We start from the raw sequence: 24,767 nt of genomic DNA, 5'->3' as shown, positions 1-24,767 counted from the left end.
TTGTTCATGCCGGATGCGGCGTGAACGCCTTATCCGGCCTACAAAACTTTGCAAATTCAATATATTGCAATATCCGTGTAGGCCTGATAAGCGTAGCGCATCAGGCAATCTTACGTTTGTGATCGTCAAGGCTTCCTTCGGGAAGCCTTGTTACGTTATCGCGCCATCAAATCTGTCGTAACTGCGCCTCAACATACAAATAGCCAATCCCCAGCACCTGTTGTGCACGGCTTAATTGCCCGAAGCCAATTTGCGTCGCTTTCACGCTCGGTCCTTCGTCGCGGTCGAACGGGTTAAATCCCGTCTGGCGAATAATGGTATTAAGCCAGTTCTCACCAAAGGCACAGCTGCGACCGTACAACCAAATCTGATTAATATTGAGGATGTTGAGGAAGTTATACAGACTCAAACCAATGGCGTTGGCACTGCGGTCAACCCAACTGGTGATCCACGGTTCTCCACTCTGCCAGGCAGCGATTAATTGCGCTGTAGTCAGTTTTTCTGGATCAAGTTGAGTATTGCCAGGTTGTGATTTTAGCCATACTCGCGCCTGTTTTTTTAATGCGCTTAACGAGGCGACGGTTTCCAGGCAGCCATAACGTCCACAGTCGCAGGCGACGCCATCCGGATTAACAATGGTGTGACCAATCTGCCCGCTACCATACAAACTACCGCGATAAATTTGCTCGTTAATCACGAACGACGAGCCAATGCCGTAATCAACGTTGATCACGCAGAAATCCCGTCCCTGCGAATTATTTTGCCATTTCTCCGCCAGCGCCAGCATCACGCAGTCATTATCAACCATTACCCGAATACCGAGCTTCTCTTCCAGCAGGTACTTCACCTCAACTGGCGTTGTCCACGGGGCTTGCGGCATGGTTTGCGATACACCAGTTACCGGATCAACCTGACCGTGAATTGCCAGCGCCAGGTTGATGGTGCGGCCCGGCCACAGTTTGCGATGACGATGCCAGCATTTTTCGATTTCGGACAGCAGTGCCTGCGGTGTCGGTGCATCAATCTGAAAATATTCAAATTCGCCTTTCGGACTTAAACAAGCGTTAGCGACCTGGCACTCAATGCTGGTGGGCGTCACGTTCAGGCATAGCGTCCAGTCACCTTCCGGCGCAATCAGCCATGTGCCGCTGCTATGCCCGCGCGTCTGGCTTTCATCGTCGATATTCACCACCCGCTTTTCGTTTTCCAGTTCCTGCAAAATATTACTGACCGCCGGAATTGAAATTTGCGCCAGCCGGGCCAGCGTCGACTTGTTGGCGCGCTTTTGCCGGTACAGCAGTTCCAGAATCACGCATTTGTTATGGTGGCGGATCTGTTGATTGTTAATGCAGGCTCTCATCTTCACTAAACCTTGTTTAGTTAATTGCGTGATTATTCCGCGAAAACATTGCCAGATTGTTCAATACACTGCCACAAATCTTTTAATTCAGTATGTCTTGTTAATATTGAGGGCACCATGACTCCAGTAAAAGTGTGGCAAGAGCGCGTTGAGATCCCGACCTATGAAACCGGGCCGCAGGATATACATCCCATGTTCCTGGAAAATCGCGTTTATCAGGGATCGTCCGGCGCGGTTTATCCCTATGGCGTGACCGATACGCTGAGCGAGCAGAAAACCCTGAAATCCTGGCAGGCGGTGTGGCTGGAAAACGACTACATCAAAGTGATGATCCTGCCGGAACTGGGCGGTCGCGTGCATCGCGCATGGGATAAAGTGAAACAGCGAGATTTTGTCTATCACAATGAAGTCATTAAGCCGGCGCTGGTGGGGCTGCTGGGGCCGTGGATTTCGGGCGGGATTGAGTTTAACTGGCCACAACACCATCGCCCGACCACCTTTATGCCCGTTGATTTCACCATCGAAGCCCATGACGACGGCGCACAGACGGTGTGGGTCGGCGAAACGGAGCCGATGCACGGTTTACAAGTGATGACTGGTTTCACACTGCGCCCTGACCGGGCGGCGCTGGAAATCGCCAGCCGCGTCTATAACGGCAACGCTACGCCGCGTCATTTCTTGTGGTGGGCCAACCCGGCAGTGAAAGGTGGTGAAGGGCATCAGAGCGTTTTCCCGCCGGATGTGACTGCGGTGTTTGATCACGGCAAACGGGCTGTTTCAGCTTTCCCCATCGCCACCGGCACCTACTACAAAGTGGACTACTCCGCCGGAGTGGACATTTCTCGCTATAAAAATGTGCCAGTGCCGACTTCGTATATGGCTGAAAAATCGCAGTACGATTTTGTCGGCGCGTGGTGTCACGATGAAGATGGCGGTTTGCTGCACGTTGCCAACCACCATATTGCGCCAGGTAAAAAACAGTGGAGCTGGGGACACAGTGAATTTGGCCAGGCGTGGGATAAGAGTCTGACCGACAATAACGGTCCGTATATCGAGCTGATGACCGGTATTTTTGCCGATAACCAGCCCGATTTTACCTGGCTTGATGCTTACGAAGAGAAGCGTTTCGAACAGTATTTTCTGCCTTATCATTCTCTGGGCATGGTGCAAAATGCCTCCCGCGATGCGGTGATAAAACTCCAGCGTAGCGAGCGGGGGATTGAGTGGGGGCTGTATGCCATCTCCCCGTTGAGTGGATATCGTCTGGCGATCCGCGAAATCGGCAAATGCAACGCGTTGCTCGATGATGCCGTGGCCCTGACACCAGCGACCGCCATCCAGGGCGTGTTGCACGGTATCAATCCTGACAGACTGACCATCGAACTTTCCGATGCTGACGGCAATATTGTACTGAGTTATCAGGAACATCAGCCGCAAGAGTTGCCGTTGCCGGACGTTGCCAAAGCGCCACTGTCAGCACAAGACATTACCAGTACAGATGAAGCCTGGTTTATCGGTCAGCATCTGGAGCAATATCATCACGCCAGCCGTTCACCGTTCGATTACTACCTGCGCGGCGTGGCGCTGGATCCGCTGGATTACCGCTGTAATCTGGCGCTGGCGATGCTGGAGTATAACCGCGCAGATTTCCCGCAAGCGGTGGCGTATGCCACTCAGGCTCTGAAACGCGCACATGCGCTGAACAAAAATCCGCAGTGCGGACAGGCGAGTTTGATTCGCGCCAGTGCTTACGAACGTCAGGGACAATATCAACAAGCCGAAGAGGATTTCTGGCGTGCGGTCTGGAGCGGCAATAGTAAAGCGGGCGGCTATTATGGTCTGGCACGGCTGGCTGCGCGTAATGGTAACTTCGACGCGGGTCTGGATTTTTGCCAACAAAGTCTTCGCGCCTGCCCAACCAATCAGGAAGTGCTTTGCCTGCATAACCTGCTGCTGGTATTAAGTGGTCGTCAGGACAACGCACGTTTGCAGCGCGAGAAACTGCTGCGTGATTATCCGCTGAACGCCACTCTGTGGTGGCTGAACTGGTTCGATGGTCGTAGCGAATCAGCCCTCGCGCAGTGGCGCGGTCTGTGTCAGGGACGCGACGTTAACGCCCTGATGACCGCCGGGCAACTGATTAACTGGGGAATGCCCGCCCTGGCGGCAGAGATGCTGAACGTACTGGACTGCCAGCGCACGCTTCCGCTTTACCTGCAAGCTAGCTTGCTGCCGAAAGCCGAACGCGGCGAACTGGTCGCAAAAGCCATTGATGTCTTCCCACAGTTTGTCCGTTTCCCGAATACGCTGGAAGAAGTGGCGGCGCTGGAGAGTATTGAAGAGTGCTGGTTTGCCCGTCATTTACTGGCCTGCTTCTACTACAACAAGCGTAGCTACAACAAAGCCATTACTTTATGGCTGCGTTGCGTAGAGATGTCACCGGAGTTTGCCGACGGCTGGCGCGGGTTAGCGATCCATGCGTGGAATAAGCAACACGATTATGAGCTGGCCGCGCGTTATCTTGATAATGCTTATCAGCTTGCGCCGCAGGATGCACGTCTGCTTTTCGAACGGGATTTGCTGGATAAGTTAAGCGGAGCCACACCGGAGAAACGACTGGCACGTCTGGAAAATAATCTGGAAATTGCTCTGAAACGCGACGACATGACCGCAGAACTGCTCAATTTGTGGCATCTCACAGGTCAGGCCGACAAAGCGGCGGATATTCTCGCCACGCGAAAATTCCACCCGTGGGAAGGCGGGGAAGGGAAGGTCACCAGTCAGTTTATCCTTAACCAAATGTTACGCGCCTGGCAACACCTTGATGCCAGACAACCGCAGCAGGCCAGCGAACTGCTTCATGCCGCGCTGCACTATCCGGAGAATTTAAGCGAAGGCCGTTTACCGGGGCAAACTGACAACGACATCTGGTTCTGGCAGGCGATATGTGCCAAAGCTCAGGGCGATGAAACTGAAGCGACGCGTTGTTTACGTCTGGCGGCGACCGGCGATCGTACCATTAACATCCACAGTTATTACAACGATCAGCCGGTTGATTATCTCTTCTGGCAAGGAATGGCGCTGCGACTGCTGGGCGAACAACAAACCGCACAGCAACTGTTTAGTGAAATGAAACAGTGGGCGCAAGAGATGGCGAAAACCAGTATCGAGGCGGATTTCTTTGCCGTCTCGCAACCTGACTTGTTGTCGCTGTATGGCGATTTACAACAGCAGCATAAAGAAAAATGCCTGATGGTGGCGATGCTGGCGGCCGCGGGACTAGGGGAGATTGCGCAATACGAATCTGCTCGCGCTGAATTGACTGCGATTAATCCGGCCTGGCCGAAAGCGGCATTATTCACCACCGTGATGCCTTTTATTTTTAACCGCGTTCACTAAACCCTATTAACTGTAATATTTGAGCGGCACGCGCTGCCGCTCACGCTCAAATAATTAAAATAAGCCGTTGTAAATAAAAACCCTACAGGAGGCACTATGCCTAAAAAAATGAGAACAACCCGTAATCTATTATTAATGGCTACGCTATTAGGTAGCGCACTATTTGCCAACGCTGCGGATAAAGAAATGACCATTGGCGCAATATACCTTGATACCCAGGGATATTACGCTGGAGTGCGTCAGGGCGTTCAGGATGCGGCAAAAGATTCTTCAGTACAGGTACAGTTAATTGAAACTAACGCCCAGGGCGATATTTCGAAAGAAAGTACTTTTGTAGATACCCTCGTGGCGCGTAATGTCGATGCCATTATTTTATCGGCAGTGTCTGAAAATGGCAGTAGCCGCACCGTTCGCCGCGCCAGTGAGGCGGGTATTCCGGTGATTTGCTACAACACCTGTATTAATCAAAAGGGTGTCGATAAATATGTCTCGGCGTATCTGGTGGGCGATCCGCTGGAATTTGGTAAAAAACTGGGTAACGCTGCCGCCGATTATTTTATTGCCAACAAAATTGACCAGCCGAAAATTGCCGTCATCAATTGCGAAGCCTTTGAAGTTTGTGTGCAACGACGTAAAGGGTTTGAAGAAGTATTAAAAGCCCGCGTTCCCGGCGCGCAAATTGTCGCTAATCAGGAAGGGACTGTTTTAGATAAAGCGATTTCTGTCGGTGAAAAACTGATTATCTCCACGCCAGATCTCAACGCCATTATGGGGGAATCGGGCGGAGCGACACTCGGCGCGGTAAAAGCGGTACGCAATCAAAATCAGGCCGGAAAAATTGCCGTTTTCGGTTCGGACATGACCACTGAAATTGCTCAGGAGCTGGAAAACAACCAGGTGCTGAAAGCGGTAGTGGATATTTCCGGTAAGAAAATGGGCAATGCTGTTTTCGCGCAAACATTGAAGGTTATCAATAAACAAGCCGACGGTGAAAAAGTGATTCAGGTGCCAATCGATCTCTATACCAAAACTGAAGACGGTAAACAGTGGCTGGCAACGCACGTTGATGGTCTGCCCTAATAGCTGATTCGCAGAGGTCCCTATGTTCACGGCAACAGAGGCAGTCCCGGTAGCAAAAGTGGTGGCAGGAAATAAGCGTTACCCCGGCGTCGTTGCGCTGGATAACGTTAACTTCACGCTCAATAAAGGCGAAGTTCGCGCGCTGTTAGGCAAAAACGGTGCGGGAAAATCGACCCTCATTCGAATGCTTACCGGTAGCGAACGTCCGGATAGCGGTGATATCTGGATTGGCGAGACGCGACTGGAAGGCGACGAAGCTACGCTGACTCGCCGTGCCGCTGAACTGGGGGTACGCGCGGTTTATCAGGAATTAAGTCTGGTGGAAGGGCTGACGGTGGCAGAAAACCTCTGCCTTGGTCAATGGCCTCGCCGCAACGGCATGATTGACTACCCGCAAATGGCGCAGGATGCCCAACGTTGCTTACAGGCGCTGGGCGTTGACGTTAGTCCTGAACAACTTGTTTCAACGCTAAGCCCGGCGCAAAAGCAACTGGTGGAAATTGCGCGGGTGATGAAGGGCGAGCCGCGCGTGGTCATCCTTGATGAACCCACCAGCTCGCTTGCCAGTGCGGAAGTTGAACTGGTGATCAGCGCCGTGAAAAAAATGTCGGCACTGGGCGTGGCGGTGATTTACGTCAGCCACAGGATGGAGGAAATCCGCCGTATCGCCTCTTGTGCCACCGTCATGCGCGACGGGCAGGTGGCGGGCGATGTGATGCTCGAAAACACCTCAACTCGCCATATTGTGTCGTTGATGCTCGGACGCGATCACGTTGATATTGCACCGGTTGCAGCTCAGGAGATTGCGGACCAGACCGTACTGGAAGTTCGCGCGTTACACCACAGACCAAAACTTACGGAGATCAGTTTTTCACTGCGTCGTGGCGAAGTGCTCGGCATTGCTGGCCTGCTGGGGGCAGGGCGCAGTGAATTGCTGAAAGCGATAGTTGGGCTGGAAGCGTATGAACAGGGCGAAATTGTTATCAACGGCGAGAAAATCACGCGCCCCGATTACGGCGACATGCTGAAACGCGGCATTGGCTATACGCCAGAAAACCGCAAAGAAGCGGGGATCATTCCCTGGCTGGGCGTTGACGAAAATACAGTGCTGACCAATCGGCAAAAAATCAGCGCCAACGGCGTACTGCAATGGTCCACCATCCGCCGCCTGACCGAAGAGGTGATGCAGCGGATGACGGTTAAGGCTGCCAGTAGCGAAACACCCATCGGCACGCTTTCTGGCGGTAATCAGCAAAAAGTGGTGATCGGTCGTTGGGTCTATGCCGCCAGCCAGATTTTGTTGCTCGACGAGCCAACGCGCGGCGTCGATATCGAAGCCAAACAGCAGATTTACCGTATTGTCCGCGAGCTGGCTGCCGAAGGAAAAAGCGTGGTGTTTATCTCCAGTGAAGTGGAGGAGTTACCGCTGGTGTGCGACCGCATTCTGTTGTTACAGCACGGTACGTTCTCGCAGGAGTTTCACTCTCCAGTCAATGTGGATGAGCTGATGTCCGCCATTCTGTCTGTGCACTGATGAATTTTACCGAGGAACCTGAAGATGTCTGCTTCGTCATTACCATTGCCGCAGGGCAAGAGCGTCTCGCTCAAACAATTTGTCAGTCGCCATATTAATGAGATCGGTTTGCTGGTAGTGATTGCCATTTTGTATCTGGTCTTCTCCCTGAACGCGCCTGGCTTTATCTCATTGAATAACCAAATGAACGTACTGCGCGATGCCGCTACCATCGGGATCGCCGCCTGGGCGATGACGCTGATTATTATCTCCGGGGAAATTGATGTCAGCGTTGGGCCGATGGTGGCTTTTGTCTCGGTGTGCCTGGCATTTTTGCTGCAATTTGACGTTCCGCTGGCGATTGCTTGTCTGCTGGTGTTGCTGTTAGGTGCGCTGATGGGAACGCTGGCCGGGGTGCTGCGCGGTGTGTTTAACGTACCAAGTTTCGTTGCCACGTTGGGGCTGTGGAGCGCCCTGCGCGGAATGGGGCTGTTTATGACTAACGCCCTGCCAGTGCCAATTGACGAAAACGAGGTGCTGGACTGGCTGGGCGGACAATTTCTCGGAGTGCCGGTATCCGCGCTGATCATGATGGTGTTGTTTGCGCTGTTTGTGTTCATCAGTCGTAAAACCGCTTTCGGGCGCTCGGTTTTTGCCGTTGGCGGTAATGCTACGGCGGCGCAGTTGTGCGGCATCAACGTTCGTCGGGTGCGCATTCTTATCTTTACCCTTTCGGGATTATTAGCGGCGGTGACCGGCATTTTGTTGGCGGCGCGTCTTGGTTCTGGTAACGCAGGTGCCGCAAACGGTCTGGAGTTTGACGTCATCGCCGCGGTCGTGGTCGGCGGTACGGCACTTTCCGGCGGTCGCGGTTCCCTGTTCGGTACATTGCTTGGTGTGCTGGTAATTACACTAATCGGTAACGGTCTGGTATTGCTCGGGATTAACTCCTTTTTCCAGCAGGTGGTACGCGGCGTCATCATCGTGGTGGCAGTGCTGGCGAATATCTTGCTGACCCAGCGAAGCAGTAAAGCGAAACGCTAAACCTTAACGCCCCTGGCGCGGGTGCGGCAGGGATGAAAATTAATCGTATTGTTAATGAGGGATTTATGAAAACGATGCTGGCAGCTTATTTACCAGGAAATTCGACCGTCGATCTGCGGGAAGTTGCGGTGCCGATGCCGGGGATTAACCAGGTGCTGATCAAAATGAAATCCTCCGGGATTTGCGGAAGCGATGTCCACTATATCTACCATCAACACCGCGCCACGGCGGCGGCGCCCGATAAACCGTTATACCAGGGCTTTATCAACGGTCATGAGCCGTGCGGGCAAATTGTGGCGATGGGGCAAGGCTGTCGCCATTTTAAAGAGGGTGATCGCGTGCTGGTGTATCACATTTCTGGCTGTGGTTTTTGCCCGAACTGCCGCCGCGGCTTTCCTATCTCTTGTACTGGCAAAGGAAAAGCGGCTTACGGCTGGCAGCGTGACGGCGGTCATGCCGAATATCTGTTGGCGGAAGAAAAAGATCTGATCCTCCTGCCGGATGCACTGAGTTACGAAGATGGTGCGTTTATCAGTTGCGGCGTTGGCACGGCCTATGAAGGGATTTTGCGCGGCGAAGTCTCCGGCAGCGATAACGTGCTGGTGGTCGGTCTGGGACCGGTCGGGATGATGGCGATGATGCTGGCGAAAGGTCGCGGTGCAAAACGGATCATCGGAGTTGATATGCTGCCGGAACGTCTGGCGATGGCGAAACAGTTAGGGGTGATGGATCACGGTTATTTAGCGACGACCGAAGGTCTGCCGCAGATAATCGCTGAACTCACTCACGGCGGCGCGGATGTTGCGCTCGATTGTTCCGGTAATGCTGCGGGGCGCTTGCTGGCATTGCAATCCACCGCCGACTGGGGGCGCGTGGTTTACATTGGTGAAACCGGAAAAGTGGAGTTCGAAGTCAGCGCCGATCTGATGCACCATCAACGGCGGATTATTGGCTCCTGGGTAACCAGTCTGTTCCATATGGAAAAATGCGCTCATGATCTGACCGACTGGAAACTATGGCCACGTAACGCCATTACCCACCGCTTCTCGCTGGAACAGGCGGGAGATGCCTACGCACTGATGGCGAGCGGCAAGTGCGGGAAAGTTGTGATTAACTTCCTGGATTAAGGAGTTAGCGGATGACCATCTATACCTTATCTCACGGGCCGCTAAAGCTGGACGTTTCTGACCAGGGCGGCGTAATCGAAGGCTTCTGGCGCGATACGACGCCGCTGCTACGTCCTGGTAAAAAAAGCGGTGTGGCAACCGATGCCTCTTGTTTTCCGCTGGTGCCATTTGCAAACCGGGTGAGTGGTAACCGTTTTGTCTGGCAGGAGCGAGAGTATCAACTGCAACCGAATGTTGAGTGGGATGCGCACTATCTACACGGCGATGGCTGGTTGGGGCAGTGGCAATGTGTCTCGCGCAGTGATGATAGTTTGTGTCTGGCGTATGAACATCACTGTGGCGTTTATCATTATCGTGTAAGCCAGGCATTTCATTTAACGGCGGATTCACTGACGGTCACGCTCTCTGTCACCAATGAAGGCACTGAGACGCTGCCATTTGGTACTGGCTGGCATCCTTATTTTCCGTTGTCGTCGAAAACGCGGATTCAGGCACAGGCGAATGGTTACTGGCTGGAGCGGGAGCAGTGGTTGGCGGGCGAGTTTTGCGAGCAGTTACCGCCAGAACTGGATTTCAACCAGCTCGCGCCGTTGCCGCGCCAGTGGGTGAACAATGGTTTTGCCGGATGGAATGGTCAGGCCCGCATCGAGCAGCCGCAGGAGGGTTACGCCGTCATCATGGAAACGACGCTGCCTGCGCCGTGCTATTTCATCTTTGTCTCCGATCCCGCGTTTGATAAAGGGTATGCGTTTGATTTCTTCTGTCTGGAGCCGATGAGTCATGCGCCAGATGACCATCATCGCCCGGAAGGTGGTGACCTCATTGCGCTTGCGCCGGGGGAATCAACAACCTCAGAGATGTCGTTGCGGGTAGAGTGGCTGTAATTTATAAAATGCCGGATGCACAGGCCTACAGGGTAATTTCGATTTTGTAGCACTCGGCGCACCATGCCTGATGCGACGCTTGCCGCGTCTTATCAGGCCTACAATTGGTGTTGGAGCGGTCGGCCGGATAAGGCGTTCACGCCGCATCCGGCATCTTTCCTAACGCCGATCGAGAGAAATTGCCCCCGGCCCGGTAATTGCCAGCAGCAGGAATGCGCCAGCAATGCTGATATTCTTCCAGAAATTAATCATATTTGGCCCAACCGCATCGCCAGTCATATCCCAGTAATGATGACCAATCACCGCAGTTCCCAGCGTGTAGAAAATAAACAGCACCGCCAGCGGACGGGTGAAAAAGCCAAGTATGATTAATATCGCGGCGGGTACTTCCATAATCACCGCAATAACTGCCGCCAGCATCGGCATCGGTGCGCCCAGCGAGGCCATATATTGTACCGTTCCGTCAAAGCCCATCATTTTGGGAAAACCAAAAATAATGAAAATTAAGATGACGGCGATACGGGCAATTAATAACAAAACGGGGCGGGCAGCACCAAAATCAAAATAACGTAGTGAGTTCATAACCAATCTCTTTGCAAGATAATGTGATTTAAACGTAATACACACTCTTGCACCTCGCCACGCCCCAGCGGATGAGAAATTTGGTAATTATCCAGGTCAATATCCAGCACATTTTCTTTAGGTGATATTTTGTTAGCGGTATTAACGATATTTTTTCCAGCTCTGTGTACTGGAAGCAAACTCGAATTTTCTTATTTTTCAACTTGCACCAACATTCGATTAACTCCAGACTAACGCCTCCTGACGGGAGGGACTCATGGTTTTGCAATCCACGCGCTGGTTGGCGCTCGGTTATTTCACATACTTTTTTAGCTACGGTATTTTTCTACCTTTCTGGAGCGTCTGGCTTAAGGGGATTGGCTTAACGCCAGAAACCATCGGCCTGTTGTTGGGGGCCGGGCTGGTTGCCCGTTTTCTCGGTAGTTTGATAATTGCGCCTCGCGTCAGCGATCCTTCTCGCCTGATTTCTGCGCTGCGTGTGCTGGCGTTGCTGACGCTACTCTTTGCCATCGCCTTCTGGGCGGGTGCGCATGTGGCGTGGTTGATGGTGGTGATGGTTGGTTTTAACCTCTTTTTCTCACCGCTGGTGCCGTTGACCGATGCGCTGGCGAATACCTGGCAAAAGCAGTTCCCGCTTGATTATGGCAAAGTGCGACTTTGGGGCTCGGTGGCGTTTGTCATTGGCTCGGCGCTAACGGGGAAACTGGTCAGCGTATTCGATTATCGGGTTATTCTGGCATTGCTGACGTTGGGCGTGGCATCCATGCTGCTCGGCTTTCTTATCCGTCCGACGATTCAGCCACAAGGGGCCAGCCGTCAACAGGAGAGCACGGGGTGGCCAGCGTGGTTGGCGCTGGTCCGCCAGAACTGGCGTTTTCTGGCCTGCGTTTGTTTATTGCAGGGGGCGCATGCGGCCTATTACGGTTTTAGCGCCATTTACTGGCAGGCAGCTGGCTACTCGGCCTCGGCGGTGGGCTATTTGTGGTCGCTGGGCGTGGTGGCGGAAGTCATTATCTTTGCGCTGAGTAATAAGCTTTTCCGCCGCTGTAGCGCCCGTGATATGTTGCTGATCTCGGCGGTATGCGGGGTAGTACGTTGGGGCATTATGGGGGCAACCACTGAGTTGCCGTGGTTGATTATGGTGCAAGTTCTGCATTGCGGCACCTTTACCGTGTGCCATCTGGCCGCTATGCGCTACATTGCCGCTCGTCAGGGAAGTGAGGTTATCCGCTTGCAGGCAGTTTATTCTGCCGTCGCGATGGGCGGCAGTATCGCCATCATGACCGTCTTCGCCGGTTTTCTGTATCAATATCTGGGGAATGGCGTGTTCTGGGTGATGGCATTGGTGGCGTTTCCGGCAATGTTTTTGCGCCCGAAAGTCGTTCCCTCATGCTGATTCAAGTATTTTGCGGATCTGTTCCTGTTGATGTGCCGTCAGGGTCAGATCCGTATAAATCAGCGGTGGTGAAAAAAGCGGTAGCGGCATGGTATAAGGCGCAATAATAAGTGCGGCATTGCGCGGCGCGCCAATCTGCAAAAATGTCTTCACAGACATGTGTTTAATATTGAGCGGCAGTATCGTTAGCTCACGCAATTGCAGCTCAATATTCGCTTCTCGTTCGCTGTCATTGCCCGTCAGCAAAATAATCTGCTTTTCGTGAATTTCATTTGCCTGCATCAGCCATGCACCGAAAATCACTGCCACCAGACAACTTTCTTCATCGGAAAGACTGACATTGTACTCATTTTCAAACCCGACCAGCGCTTCGCGGGTGGTGTGCACGAGCCGTGGATAAAGTCGACGGAACTCTTCCGGTAAAGTGTTATCAATGCCGATAGAAAACAAACAGCGGTTTAACGCCTGGGCCAGGTGAGTATAAAGCTGATAGCACAACCCCTGTTCATCATAGAAACGGACGTTACTCAACTGCCGAAAATGCTGTACCAGACGGTTAATTGACTGGCGCAACTGTTTGCCATGCTGATGGGTGTCTCGCAGTGGATCGGGAACCCGCAACATGGAAAAAAGTAATGCCATAAATAGCGGTTCAGCTGGGGGAACAGGTTGACGCGCCCGCCGTTGCCAGTGGCGGCCAATTTCCTGTGCAACCTGAAATTCAATGCAAGATTCCAACCAGTGGCGTTGCAGCGGGTTAAATAGGGGCGAGATTCCGGCATGGTGTTGCAATAAGCAATATTGCAGATACAAACACAGGAAATGAACATCACGCGCGTCAAAGCGTTTTTGCAGCCTTCGCGAGCAGAGATTAACTAACGCCAGTAGATTTGTGTCGTCATAAAAATTACGAGCAATCCCCCGACGCTTTAGCTCCCCCTTTAACGCGGGCGTAAAATGGCTGCTGATAAATGACGGACAAAGGCGAAAAGCGCGTCGTAGCCAATGAAATAAACATAAGCGTTGATTAAGTATTGTACCTTCAATCCGGTAGCACCCGTCATATCCAGTTGTAATGGTGAGTTGATGATAGCGCTGGATCTCCCGTCCTGTTTCGCTGATATCGCGACCCACCATTTCATCATCCACACCATTAATCTCGCTGAAAGTTGCCGTGGTGGCGCTCAACCCCGGCTGGAACAGCGTCAGCAATACCTGGCAACGGCGCTGGGGAGCTGAAAGTACAGATGGTGGGGCAAGTGTAGGTATCATCTGTAGATCTCCCATAAGCATAATTTATAAGAATAGCTAAAGTTTGCTTAGGGATACGGTGAATGGAATGCTATTAATCAGAAATGATGACAAACATCACAGAATTTTTATCGATATAAACACTTTCTGGCAGTTTAATGCCATCCCTTAAGGTGATTTCTTGCTGTTTTATCTGGTTTCGACCATAAGGTTAATTCTGTGGATTCAATGCGCTAAGGATAAAGTCCACCATTTGCTCGCGATAAACGTCTCCGTGACGATCGGAAAAGGCATCAAGATGTTCGCCATCGGGGATCAAAATCAGGCGTTTTGGCTCTTTCGCCAGGGCAAATAATTTCTCGCTATGCTGCCATGGAATAACATGATCAGCTTTGCCGTGAATCAGTAAAAGCGGGATCGGGCTGACGCTGGCGATGTAATTTTCGCCGCTGTAACTCTCATCAAGTAAGTAGCCACTGCCGGGTATCATCTGGTTAGCGATGGTCGAATAAGAGGCAAATGTGGAGTCGAGGATCACCGCACGTATGCCCTCGCGATCTCCTAACCCAATAACGTCAAGAATATTCGCCCCGCCAATACTCTGCCCGAACAGCACCAGCCGCTTGGGGTTTACATCGCTACGATGGCGCACCACGTTGATGGCACTTTGCGTATCGTCCAGTAATCCGGCTTGTGATGGAGTACCTTTAGATTTACCAAACCCGCGATAATCAAACATAAAAACATTGAAATTATGTTCTGGTAACCAACTGACCAGCGGCCAGTGGGCGGACATATTCCCGGCATTGCCATGAGCATGAATTACGGTAGCAATAGCGTTTTCGGCGGGACCAGTGGAAGAGGGGATAAACCAGCCTTGTAGCCGTGTGCCATCTTTAGCAGTAAATTCAACAGATTCAGCAGACCATGGATCAGAACCGTAAATTTTGTCGTCGGGATAATAAAAGAAGTTGATGGCGATGCGCGGCACTAAATAAACGCAGAAAGCAGAAATAAAAAGAATAAACAGAATCTTGAGAACGCGTTTGTTCGCTGGCAGAACCATGACCTTTCCTTACGACTTGCTTTGTAATCCATTAATCGGGAAAGGATGGTGGGAGAGTGGCGCAGGAAAGTAAAGTGGTGCGAAAGTATTTCGGAATAGCGCCTGAAAGGCAAGGGCGGGTGAGGAACGTCACCCGCCAGAGAAATTAACGCTTCAGTGCGTCGCTTAACTCGTCACGCATGTTCGCCAGCATGGCTTTAACAACGCGCGGGTTACCGGCAACGATGTTACCGGTCAGCATGTAGTTATGGCCACCGATGAAGTCGCTGACGATACCGCCCGCTTCACGAACCAGCAGCTCGCCTGCCGCGAAGTCCCACGGACGCAGACCGATTTCAAAGAAACCGTCAACGCGACCCGCAGCGACGTAAGCCAGATCCAGCGCCGCGGAACCGGTACGACGGAAGTCTGCACATTCGTTGAACAGTTTGCCAACGATGTTGATGTAGGTGGTGGCGTACTGTTTTGCTTTGAACGGGAAGCCGGTCGCCAGAATAGTACCGTCGAGATCGCGAGCGGTGCTGCCGCGCAGACGGTAGCCGTTCAGCTGTGCGCCCTGACCGCGAGTCGCGGTGAACAGTTCGTTACGCATAGGATCGTAAACCACAGCAACTTCGGTGCGGCCTTTGATACGAACAGCGATAGATACCGCGAAGTGCGGCAGACGTTTGATAAAGTTGGTAGTGCCATCCAGTGGATCGATAACCCATTGAACATCCTGATCAGTACCTTCAAGTTCACCACTTTCTTCGGTGATGATGGTGTGCTGTGGGTAAGATTTACGAATCGTGTCGATAATCACCGCTTCGGCAGCTTTATCTACGTTGGTCACGAAATCGTTACTGCCTTTCTGGCTCGCCTCTACAGCGTCCGGGGTTTCATAGTTTTTGGCAATTAAATTACCCGCCTTGCGCGCTGCGCGCACGGCGATGTTCAGCATCGGATGCATCGGTTTCTCTCACTGGATGTTAAAGAACGGGAAAACGGCGCAGAGTATAGCAGCGAGATCGGCATCTGTCTTCGTTTTATGTTAAGATGCGCGAATAATCTTTAGACGAAGAAAGACAATGCTGCAAAATATTCGAATTGTGCTGGTGGAGACGTCACACACCGGCAATATGGGTTCTGTTGCCCGTGCCATGAAAACAATGGGATTAACTAATCTGTGGCTGGTTAATCCACTGGTGAAACCCGACTCCCAGGCGATTGCCCTGGCGGCAGGCGCCAGCGATGTGATTGGTAATGCTCACATCGTCGATACGCTCGACGAAGCGTTAGCCGGTTGTAGCCTGGTGGTTGGCACCAGTGCACGTTCGCGCACGTTGCCGTGGCCGATGCTCGACCCGCGCGAATGCGGTCTGAAAAGCGTCGCTGAAGCGGCAAATACCCCGGTGGCGCTGGTTTTTGGTCGCGAACGTGTCGGCCTGACCAATGAAGAGTTGCAGAAGTGCCATTATCATGTCGCGATTGCCGCTAACCCGGAATACAGCTCGCTGAACCTGGCGATGGCGGTTCAGGTTATTGCCTATGAAGTGCGTATGGCCTGGCTGGCAACTCAGGAAAACGGCGAGCAGGTTGAGCATGAAGAGACGCCGTATCCGTTGGTCGATGATCTGGAGCGTTTTTATGGTCATCTCGAACAAACGTTGCTGGCAACCGGTTTTATCCGTGAAAACCATCCGGGTCAGGTGATGAATAAACTGCGTCGTCTGTTTACCCGTGCGCGCCCGGAAAGCCAGGAATTGAATATCCTGCGCGGGATTCTGGCTTCTATTGAACAGCAGAATAAAGGTAATAAGACCGAATAACAGTGATTGCCTGATGCGACGCTTAACGCGTCTTATCAGGCCTGGAAGTGCACGCAATCCCAGGTCGGATAAGGCGTTCACGACGCATCCGACAACAGGTACAAACGGCACGATAAAAAATGGCACTGAAGGTTAAATACCTGACTAAATCAGTCAAGTAAATAGTTGACCAAATTACTCGGGAATGTCAGACTTGACCCTGCTATGCAATATCCCCACTTTTACAATAAAAACCCCGGGCAGGGGCGAGTTTGAGGTGAAGTAAGACATGAGACTGACATCTAAAGGGCGCTATGCCGTGACCGCAATGCTTGACGTTGCGCTCAACTCCGAAGCAGGCCCGGTACCGTTGGCTGATATTTCCGAACGACAGGGAATTTCCCTTTCTTATCTGGAACAACTTTTTTCCCGTCTGCGTAAAAATGGTCTGGTTTCCAGCGTACGCGGACCAGGCGGTGGTTATCTGTTAGGCAAAGATGCCAGCAGCATCGCCGTTGGCGAAGTGATTAGCGCCGTTGACGAATCTGTAGATGCCACCCGTTGTCAGGGTAAAGGCGGCTGCCAGGGCGGCGATAAATGCCTGACCCACGCGCTGTGGCGTGATTTGAGCGACCGTCTCACCGGTTTTCTCAACAACATTACTTTAGGCGAACTGGTTAATAACCAGGAAGTGCTGGATGTGTCTGGTCGTCAGCATACTCACGACGCGCCACGCACCCGCACACAAGACGCGATCGACGTTAAGTTACGCGCTTAATTTAACCGTCCTGTTTCGTGTTGCATCTGCGTTGACTGCACATACTCACTCCGGTCACTTACTTATGTAAGCTCCCGGAGATTCGTAAGTTTGTCAACTTGCTGAAACCCGAAACAGTTAGGTTAAAGATAACAAGATATTAGAATCAGGCCGGGGCGTATAGCGCTCCGTAAACACGGTCGTACATCCAGCCGGTAGCCTGATTCCTTGCATTGAGTGATGTACGGAGTTTATAGAGCAATGAAATTACCGATTTATCTCGACTACTCCGCAACCACGCCGGTGGACCCGCGTGTTGCCGAGAAAATGATGCAGTTTATGACGATGGACGGAACCTTTGGTAACCCGGCCTCCCGTTCTCACCGTTTCGGCTGGCAGGCTGAAGAAGCGGTAGATATCGCCCGCAATCAGATTGCCGATCTGGTCGGCGCTGATCCGCGTGAAATCGTCTTTACCTCTGGTGCAACCGAATCTGACAACCTGGCGATCAAAGGTGCAGCCAACTTTTATCAGAAAAAAGGCAAGCACATCATCACCAGCAAAACCGAACACAAAGCGGTACTGGATACCTGCCGTCAGCTGGAGCGCGAAGGATTCGAAGTCACCTACCTGGCACCGCAGCGTAACGGCATTATCGACCTGAAAGAACTCGAAGCGGCGATGCGTGACGACACCATCCTCGTTTCTATCATGCACGTGAATAACGAAATCGGCGTGGTGCAGGATATCGCGGCTATCGGCGAAATGTGCCGTGCCCGTGGCATTATCTATCACGTTGATGCAACCCAGAGCGTGGGCAAACTGCCTATCGATCTGAGCCAGTTAAAAGTTGACCTGATGTCTTTCTCCGGCCACAAAATTTATGGCCCGAAAGGTATCGGTGCGCTGTATGTGCGTCGTAAACCGCGCGTACGTATCGAAGCACAAATGCACGGCGGCGGTCACGAACGCGGTATGCGTTCCGGCACTCTGCCTGTTCACCAGATCGTCGGTATGGGCGAAGCCTATCGCATCGCAAAAGAAGAGATGGCGACCGAGATGGAACGTCTGCGCGGCCTGCGTAACCGTCTGTGGAACGGCATCAAAGATATCGAAGAAGTTTACCTGAACGGTGACCTGGAACACGGTGCGCCGAACATTCTCAACGTCAGCTTCAACTACGTTGAAGGTGAGTCGCTGATTATGGCGCTGAAAGACCTCGCTGTTTCTTCAGGTTCCGCCTGTACGTCAGCAAGCCTCGAACCGTCCTACGTGCTGCGCGCGCTGGGGCTGAACGACGAGCTGGCACATAGCTCTATCCGTTTCTCTTTAGGTCGTTTTACTACTGAAGAAGAGATCGACTACACCATCGAGTTAGTTCGTAGATCTATCGGTCGTCTGCGTGACCTTTCTCCGCTGTGGGAAATGTACAAGCAGGGCGTGGATCTGAACAGCATCGAATGGGCTCATCATTAATCGGTATCGGAATCAGGAGAATTTATAATGGCTTACAGCGAAAAAGTTATCGACCATTACGAGAATCCGCGTAACGTGGGTTCCTTTGACAACAACGACGAGAACGTCGGCAGCGGCATGGTGGGTGCACCGGCCTGTGGCGACGTGATGAAGTTGCAGATTAAAGTCAACGATGAAGGTATCATTGAAGACGCGCGTTTTAAAACTTACGGCTGCGGTTCCGCTATCGCTTCCAGCTCTCTGGTCACCGAATGGGTGAAAGGGAAGTCTCTCGACGAAGCACAGGCGATCAAAAACACCGATATTGCTGAAGAACTTGAACTGCCGCCAGTGAAAATTCACTGTTCTATTCTGGCAGAAGACGCGATCAAAGCCGCCATTGCGGACTATAAAAGCAAACGTGAAGCAAAATAAGAGTTGAGGTTTGGTTATGTCGATTACACTGAGCGACAGTGCAGCAGCGCGAGTAAATACCTTTCTGGCTAACCGCGGCAAAGGGTTTGGCCTGCGTCTGGGCGTGAGAACCTCCGGATGTTCAGGTATGGCTTATGTACTGGAATTTGTTGACGAACCGACGCCGGAAGACATCGTGTTTGAAGACAAAGGCGTGAAAGTCGTGGTCGATGGCAAAAGCCTGCAATTTCTGGACGGTACGCAGCTGGACTTCGTAAAAGAAGGTCTGAACGAAGGGTTTAAATTCACCAACCCGAACGTTAAAGATGAGTGTGGTTGCGGCGAAAGCTTCCACGTTTGATGCGCATACCGATAACCCCACCGTGGTCGCCTGCGCGTGGGGTTTGTTTTACCTGATTCGCCGTTATCGCGGCGGATCGCAGCCCTGAGAATGTTATGGATTACTTCACCCTCTTTGGCTTGCCTGCCCGTTATCAACTCGATACTCAGGCGCTGAGCCTGCGTTTTCAGGATCTACAACGTCAGTATCATCCTGATAAATTCGCCAGCGGAAGCCAGGCGGAACAACTCGCCGCCGTACAGCAATCTGCAACCATTAACCAGGCCTGGCAAACGCTGCGTCATCCGTTAATGCGCGCGGAATATTTGCTTTCTTTGCACGGCTTTGATCTCGCCAGCGAGCAGCATACTGTGCGCGACACCGCGTTCCTGATGGAACAGTTGGAGCTGCGCGAAGAGCTGGACGAGATCGAACAGGCGAAAGATGAAGCGCGGCTGGAAAGCTTTATCAAACGTGTGAAAAAGATGTTTGATACCCGCCATCAGTTGATGGTTGAACAGTTAGACAACGAGACGTGGGACGCGGCGGCGGATACCGTGCGTAAGCTGCGTTTTCTCGATAAACTGCGAAGCAGTGCCGAACAACTCGAAGAAAAACTGCTCGATTTTTAATTTCTGGAAGCTAAACATGGCCTTATTACAAATTAGTGAACCTGGTTTGAGTGCTGCGCCGCATCAGCGTCGTCTGGCGGCCGGTATTGACCTGGGCACAACCAACTCGCTGGTGGCAACAGTGCGCAGCGGTCAGGCCGAAACGTTAGCCGACCATGAAGGCCGTCACCTGCTGCCGTCTGTTGTTCACTATCAACAGCAAGGGCATTCGGTGGGTTATGACGCGCGTACTAACGCAGCGCTCGACACCGCCAACACCATTAGTTCTGTTAAACGCCTGATGGGGCGCTCGCTGGCTGATATCCAGCAACGCTATCCGCATCTGCCTTATCAATTCCAGGCCAGTGAAAACGGCCTGCCGATGATTGAAACGGCGGCGGGACTGCTGAACCCGGTGCGCGTTTCTGCGGACATCCTCAAAGCACTGGCGGCGCGGGCAACTGAAGCCCTGGCGGGCGAGCTGGATGGTGTAGTTATCACCGTTCCGGCGTACTTTGACGATGCCCAGCGTCAGGGCACCAAAGATGCCGCGCGTCTGGCGGGCCTTCACGTCTTGCGCTTACTTAACGAACCGACCGCCGCGGCTATCGCTTACGGGCTGGATTCCGGTCAGGAAGGCGTGATCGCCGTTTATGACCTCGGCGGCGGGACGTTTGATATTTCCATTCTGCGCTTAAGTCGTGGCGTGTTTGAAGTGCTGGCGACCGGCGGTGATTCCGCGCTCGGCGGCGATGATTTCGACCATCTGCTGGCGGATTATATTCGCGAGCAGGCGGGCATTCCTGACCGTAGTGATAATCGCGTTCAGCGTGAACTGCTGGATGCCGCCATTGCGGCCAAAATCGCGCTGAGCGATGCGGACTCTGTGACCGTGAATGTTGCGGGCTGGCAGGGCGAAATCAGCCGTGAACAATTCAACGAACTGATCGCGCCACTGGTTAAACGGACGTTACTGGCCTGTCGTCGCGCGCTGAAAGACGCGGGCGTTGAGGCTGATGAAGTTCTGGAAGTGGTGATGGTTGGCGGTTCTACCCGCGTGCCACTGGTGCGTGAACGGGTAGGTGAATTTTTCGGTCGTCCGCCGCTGACTTCCATCGATCCGGATAAAGTCGTCGCCATTGGTGCAGCAATTCAGGCGGATATTCTGGTGGGTAACAAGCCGGACAGCGAAATGCTGCTGCTTGATGTGATCCCGTTGTCGCTGGGCCTCGAAACGATGGGCGGCCTGGTGGAGAAAGTGATCCCGCGTAATACCACGATTCCGGTGGCCCGCGCCCAGGATTTCACCACCTTTAAAGATGGTCAGACGGCAATGTCTATCCATGTAATGCAGGGTGAGCGTGAACTGGTGCAGGACTGCCGCTCGCTGGCGCGTTTTGCGCTGCGTGGTATTCCGGCGTTACCGGCTGGCGGCGCGCATATTCGCGTAACGTTTCAGGTCGATGCCGACGGTCTTTTGAGCGTGACGGCGATGGAGAAATCCACCGGCGTTGAGGCGTCTATTCAGGTCAAACCTTCTTACGGTCTGACCGATAGCGAAATCGCTTCGATGATCAAAGACTCAATGAGCTATGCCGAGCAGGACGTAAAAGCCCGAATGCTGGCAGAACAAAAAGTAGAAGCGGCGCGTGTGCTGGAAAGTCTGCACGGCGCGCTGGCTGCTGATGCCGCGCTGTTAAGCGCCGCAGAGCGTCAGGTCATTGATGCTGCCGCCGCTCACCTGAGTGAAGTGGCGCAGGGCGATGACGTTGACGCCATCGAACAAGCGATTAAAAACGTAGACAAACAAACCCAGGATTTCGCCGCTCGCCGCATGGACCAGTCGGTTCGTCGTGCGCTGAAAGGCCATTCCGTGGACGAGGTTTAATATGCCAAAGATTGTTATTTTGCCTCATCAGGATCTCTGCCCTGATGGCGCTGTTCTGGAAGCGAATAGCGGTGAAACCATTCTCGACGTTGCGCTGCGTAACGGTATCGAGATTGAACACGCCTGTGAAAAATCCTGTGCTTGCACCACCTGCCACTGCATCGTTCGTGAAGGTTTTGACTCGCTGCCGGAAAGCTCAGAGCAGGAAGACGACATGCTGGACAAAGCCTGGGGGTTGGAGCCGGAAAGCCGTTTAAGCTGCCAGGCGCGCGTTACCGACGAAGATTTAGTGGTCGAAATTCCGCGTTACACTATCAACCATGCGCGTGAGCATTAACAGAGGTTAGTATGGGACTTAAGTGGACCGATAGCCGCGAAATTGGCGAAGCACTGTACGATGCGTATCCCGATCTTGATCCGAAAACGGTTCGATTCACCGATATGCATCAGTGGATTTGCGATCTGGAAGATTTCGACGATGATCCGCAGGCATCCAACGAGAAAATCCTCGAAGCGATTTTGTTGGTCTGGCTGGACGAAGCCGAATGAATAAACGGGCTGCCTGGGGGTAGCCCGTTTTGCTGTTAAACGAATAAGGATAACTAAAATGACAGAAGCGATGAAGATTACCCTCTCTCCCCAACCTGCCGACGCGCGCTGGGGAGAAAAAGCGACTTACAGCATTAATAATGATGGCATTACCCTGCATTTGAATGGGGCTGACGATCTGGGGCTGATCCAGCGTGCGGCGCGCAAGATTGACGGTCTGGGCATCAAGCATGTTCAGTTAAGCGGTGAAGGTTGGGATGCGGATCGCTGTTGGGCATTCTGGCAAGGTTACAAAGCCCCGAAAGGGACGCGTAAAGTGGAGTGGCCGGATCTGGACGATGCCCAGCGTCAGGAACTGGATAACCGCCTGATGATCATCGACTGGGTGCGTGACACCATCAATGCACCTGCTGAAGAATTAGGGCCATCGCAACTGGCACAGCGTGCTGTTGATCTGATCAGCAACGTCGCAGGCGATCGTGTGACTTACCGGATCACCAAAGGCGAAGATTTGCGTGAGCAAGGTTATATGGGGCTGCACACCGTCGGACGCGGTTCAGAACGTTCTCCGGTATTGCTGGCGCTGGATTACAACCCAACTGGCGATAAAGAAGCGCCGGTGTACGCGTGCCTGGTAGGTAAAGGCATCACCTTTGATTCCGGCGGTTACAGCATCAAACAGACCGCGTTTATGGACTCAATGAAGTCTGATATGGGCGGTGCGGCAACGGTTACCGGGGCGCTGGCGTTTGCCATTACGCGCGGACTGAACAAGCGCGTGAAGTTGTTCCTCTGCTGTGCGGATAACCTGATCAGCGGCAACGCGTTCAAACTGGGCGATATCATCACCTATCGCAACGGTAAAAAAGTCGAAGTGATGAACACTGATGCCGAAGGGCGTCTGGTGCTGGCCGATGGCCTGATTGATGCCAGTGCGCAGAAACCGGAACTGATCATTGATGCGGCGACCCTCACCGGGGCGGCGAAAACCGCGCTGGGTAATGATTATCACGCGCTGTTCAGTTTTGACGATGCGCTTGCCGGTCGCTTGCTGGCGAGTGCCGCGCAGGAGAACGAACCGTTCTGGCGTCTGCCGTTGGCGGAGTTCCATCGCAACCAGCTGCCGTCTAACTTTGCCGAACTGAACAACACGGGCAGTGCTGCTTATCCGGCAGGTGCAAGTACGGCGGCGGGCTTCCTGTCGCACTTTGTTGAGAACTATCAGCAAGGCTGGCTGCATATTGACTGTTCGGCGACTTACCGTAAAGCGCCGGTTGAACAGTGGTCAGCGGGGGCGACCGGGCTGGGTGTGCGCACGATTGCCAATCTGTTAACGGCGTAAACGTCTTATTTGGCCTACAAAATTGCGAAAATTCAATAGATTGCGACTCACTTGTAGGCCTGATAAGCGTAGCGCATCAGGCATTTTCGCTCCGAACGTTGAATGAATTGTGGTTCTTATGTCCGAAACAAAAAACGAACTTGAAGACCTGCTGGAAAAAGCAGCAACCGAACCGGCGCACCGCCCGGCCTTTTTCCGTACTCTACTGGAATCCACTGTCTGGGTGCCTGGTACGGCGGCGCAGGGCGAGGCTGTAGTTGAAGATAGCGCGCTCGATTTACAGCACTGGGAAAAAGATGACGGCACCAGCGTCATTCCTTTTTTCACCTCGTTAGAAGCACTTCAACAGGCGGTTGAAGACGAACAGGCATTTGTCGTAATGCCCGTTCGCACATTGTTTGAGATGACCCTTGGCGAAACGCTCTTCCTTAACGCCAAACTGCCAACCGGTAAAGAATTTATGCCGCGTGAAATCAGTTTGCTGATTGGTGAAGAAGGGAATCCGCTGAGCAGTCAGGAAGTACTGGAAGGCGGTGAATCGCTGATATTATCGGAAGTCGCAGAGCCGCCAGCACAAATGATTGATTCACTCACCACCTTATTTAAAACCATTAAGCCAGTGAAGCGTGCTTTTATTTGTTCAATTAAAGAGAGCAAAGAGGCACAGCCTAATTTACTTATTGGCATTGAAGCCGATGGCGATATCGAAGAAATTATTCAGGCAGCGGGAAGTGTAGCGACCGATACATTACCTGGCGATGAACCAATCGATATTTGTCAGGTGAAAAAAGGGGAAAAAGGAATTAGCCATTTTATTACCGAACATATTGCGCCATTCTATGAACGTCGCTGGGGTGGTTTTTTGCGTGACTTTAAACAGAATCGGATAATCTAAAATATGCCGCCCCAAAGGGCGGCATTC

The 24,767-nt window shown here is 52.6% G+C and carries 23 protein-coding genes; 18 read left to right on the top strand and 5 right to left on the bottom strand.

Translation table 11 applies throughout. The features are described from left to right. Positions 1-166: 166 nt before the first annotated feature. Positions 167-1,360: an ROK family protein gene (locus FEK50_RS07690; RefSeq protein ID WP_130260414.1), complete on the bottom strand. Its 1,194-nt coding sequence runs from the start codon at positions 1,358-1,360 to the stop codon at positions 167-169. Positions 1,361-1,477: 117 nt separating this feature from the next. Between FEK50_RS07690 and FEK50_RS07685 the strand changes: the two genes are divergently transcribed. The 6 genes from FEK50_RS07685 to FEK50_RS07660 all read left to right on the top strand — a co-directional run bounded on the left by FEK50_RS07685 (position 1,478) and on the right by FEK50_RS07660 (position 10,407). After that, positions 1,478-4,759: a DUF5107 domain-containing protein gene (locus FEK50_RS07685; protein WP_131162558.1), complete on the top strand. Its 3,282-nt coding sequence runs from the start codon at positions 1,478-1,480 to the stop codon at positions 4,757-4,759. A gap of 96 nt (positions 4,760-4,855) precedes the next feature. Further along, positions 4,856-5,839 (top strand): substrate-binding domain-containing protein, encoded by a 984-nt coding sequence (locus FEK50_RS07680; protein WP_105268353.1) that lies wholly within the window; start codon positions 4,856-4,858, stop codon positions 5,837-5,839. A 22-nt stretch (positions 5,840-5,861) separates the two neighbouring features. Then, the gene (locus FEK50_RS07675) at positions 5,862-7,373 is read left to right on the top strand and encodes a sugar ABC transporter ATP-binding protein (protein WP_131162559.1); all 1,512 of its coding nucleotides are present in this window, start codon (positions 5,862-5,864) and stop codon (positions 7,371-7,373) included. A 24-nt stretch (positions 7,374-7,397) separates the two neighbouring features. Continuing rightward, positions 7,398-8,396, top strand: a complete 999-nt coding sequence (locus tag FEK50_RS07670; RefSeq protein WP_025238570.1) for an ABC transporter permease — start codon at positions 7,398-7,400, stop codon at positions 8,394-8,396. Between the two features lie 32 nt (positions 8,397-8,428). After that, positions 8,429-9,523: a zinc-binding dehydrogenase gene (locus FEK50_RS07665; RefSeq protein WP_165489017.1), complete on the top strand. Its 1,095-nt coding sequence runs from the start codon at positions 8,429-8,431 to the stop codon at positions 9,521-9,523. A gap of 11 nt (positions 9,524-9,534) precedes the next feature. Continuing rightward, positions 9,535-10,407: an aldose 1-epimerase gene (locus tag FEK50_RS07660; protein ID WP_131162560.1), complete on the top strand. Its 873-nt coding sequence runs from the start codon at positions 9,535-9,537 to the stop codon at positions 10,405-10,407. 159 nt (positions 10,408-10,566) lie between these two features. Here the strand turns inward: FEK50_RS07660 and FEK50_RS07655 are convergent, their stop codons facing one another. Then, on the bottom strand, positions 10,567-10,989 hold the full coding sequence (locus FEK50_RS07655) for a DoxX family protein (RefSeq protein ID WP_001087245.1): 423 nt from the start codon (positions 10,987-10,989) through the stop codon (positions 10,567-10,569). Positions 10,990-11,245: 256 nt separating this feature from the next. Between FEK50_RS07655 and FEK50_RS07645 the strand changes: the two genes are divergently transcribed. Beyond that, positions 11,246-12,385 (top strand): 3-phenylpropionate MFS transporter, encoded by a 1,140-nt coding sequence (locus tag FEK50_RS07645; RefSeq protein WP_131162562.1) that lies wholly within the window; start codon positions 11,246-11,248, stop codon positions 12,383-12,385. On the opposite strand, the gene csiE is transcribed toward FEK50_RS07645, so the two are convergent. From csiE to suhB, 3 genes are all read right to left on the bottom strand, one after another. Next, a complete protein-coding gene (gene csiE / locus FEK50_RS07640; protein ID WP_131162563.1) occupies positions 12,377-13,657 on the bottom strand; it encodes a stationary phase inducible protein CsiE in 1,281 nt (426 codons plus the stop codon). The genes FEK50_RS07645 and csiE overlap by 9 nt on opposite strands. Positions 13,658-13,847: 190 nt before the next feature. After that, positions 13,848-14,702: an alpha/beta hydrolase gene (locus tag FEK50_RS07635; RefSeq protein WP_131162564.1), complete on the bottom strand. Its 855-nt coding sequence runs from the start codon at positions 14,700-14,702 to the stop codon at positions 13,848-13,850. A gap of 145 nt (positions 14,703-14,847) precedes the next feature. After that, a complete protein-coding gene (suhB, locus tag FEK50_RS07630) occupies positions 14,848-15,651 on the bottom strand; it encodes an inositol-1-monophosphatase (RefSeq protein WP_130260405.1) in 804 nt (267 codons plus the stop codon). Between the two features lie 118 nt (positions 15,652-15,769). Between suhB and trmJ the strand changes: the two genes are divergently transcribed. From trmJ to sseB, 11 genes are all read left to right on the top strand, one after another. Continuing rightward, the gene (gene trmJ / locus FEK50_RS07625) at positions 15,770-16,510 is read left to right on the top strand and encodes a tRNA (cytosine(32)/uridine(32)-2'-O)-methyltransferase TrmJ (protein ID WP_000940020.1); all 741 of its coding nucleotides are present in this window, start codon (positions 15,770-15,772) and stop codon (positions 16,508-16,510) included. A 268-nt stretch (positions 16,511-16,778) separates the two neighbouring features. Beyond that, entirely contained in the window at positions 16,779-17,267 is a 489-nt protein-coding gene (iscR, locus tag FEK50_RS07620; RefSeq protein ID WP_001241357.1) for a Fe-S cluster assembly transcriptional regulator IscR, read from the top strand. Between the two features lie 240 nt (positions 17,268-17,507). Continuing rightward, entirely contained in the window at positions 17,508-18,722 is a 1,215-nt protein-coding gene (iscS, locus tag FEK50_RS07615; protein ID WP_131162565.1) for a cysteine desulfurase, read from the top strand. Positions 18,723-18,749: 27 nt separating this feature from the next. Continuing rightward, entirely contained in the window at positions 18,750-19,136 is a 387-nt protein-coding gene (gene iscU, locus FEK50_RS07610) for a Fe-S cluster assembly scaffold IscU (RefSeq protein ID WP_000331707.1), read from the top strand. A gap of 16 nt (positions 19,137-19,152) precedes the next feature. Next, positions 19,153-19,476 (top strand): iron-sulfur cluster assembly protein IscA, encoded by a 324-nt coding sequence (iscA, locus tag FEK50_RS07605; RefSeq protein WP_000028953.1) that lies wholly within the window; start codon positions 19,153-19,155, stop codon positions 19,474-19,476. Between the two features lie 95 nt (positions 19,477-19,571). Continuing rightward, the gene (gene hscB, locus FEK50_RS07600; RefSeq protein WP_000384413.1) at positions 19,572-20,087 is read left to right on the top strand and encodes a co-chaperone HscB; all 516 of its coding nucleotides are present in this window, start codon (positions 19,572-19,574) and stop codon (positions 20,085-20,087) included. A 16-nt stretch (positions 20,088-20,103) separates the two neighbouring features. Further along, positions 20,104-21,954 (top strand): Fe-S protein assembly chaperone HscA, encoded by a 1,851-nt coding sequence (hscA, locus tag FEK50_RS07595; protein WP_097315650.1) that lies wholly within the window; start codon positions 20,104-20,106, stop codon positions 21,952-21,954. Position 21,955: 1 nt separating this feature from the next. Continuing rightward, positions 21,956-22,291 (top strand): ISC system 2Fe-2S type ferredoxin, encoded by a 336-nt coding sequence (fdx, locus tag FEK50_RS07590; RefSeq protein WP_001124471.1) that lies wholly within the window; start codon positions 21,956-21,958, stop codon positions 22,289-22,291. 11 nt (positions 22,292-22,302) lie between these two features. Continuing rightward, positions 22,303-22,503, top strand: a complete 201-nt coding sequence (iscX, locus tag FEK50_RS07585) for a Fe-S cluster assembly protein IscX (protein WP_000523616.1) — start codon at positions 22,303-22,305, stop codon at positions 22,501-22,503. A 58-nt stretch (positions 22,504-22,561) separates the two neighbouring features. Then, complete coding sequence (pepB, locus tag FEK50_RS07580) at positions 22,562-23,845, top strand: aminopeptidase PepB (RefSeq protein ID WP_130260403.1); 1,284 nt, start codon at positions 22,562-22,564, stop codon at positions 23,843-23,845. Between the two features lie 118 nt (positions 23,846-23,963). Further along, entirely contained in the window at positions 23,964-24,740 is a 777-nt protein-coding gene (gene sseB / locus FEK50_RS07575; RefSeq protein ID WP_131162566.1) for an enhanced serine sensitivity protein SseB, read from the top strand. Positions 24,741-24,767: the final 27 nt, after the last annotated feature.

Origin of the sequence: Escherichia sp. E2586 (assembly GCF_005781105.1) — a bacterium.
In the GTDB taxonomy this organism is placed as follows: Bacteria; Pseudomonadota; Gammaproteobacteria; order Enterobacterales; family Enterobacteriaceae; genus Escherichia.
Note: the sequence above shows the minus strand (reverse complement) of the source record. Positions and strands in the feature narration are given on the sequence as shown.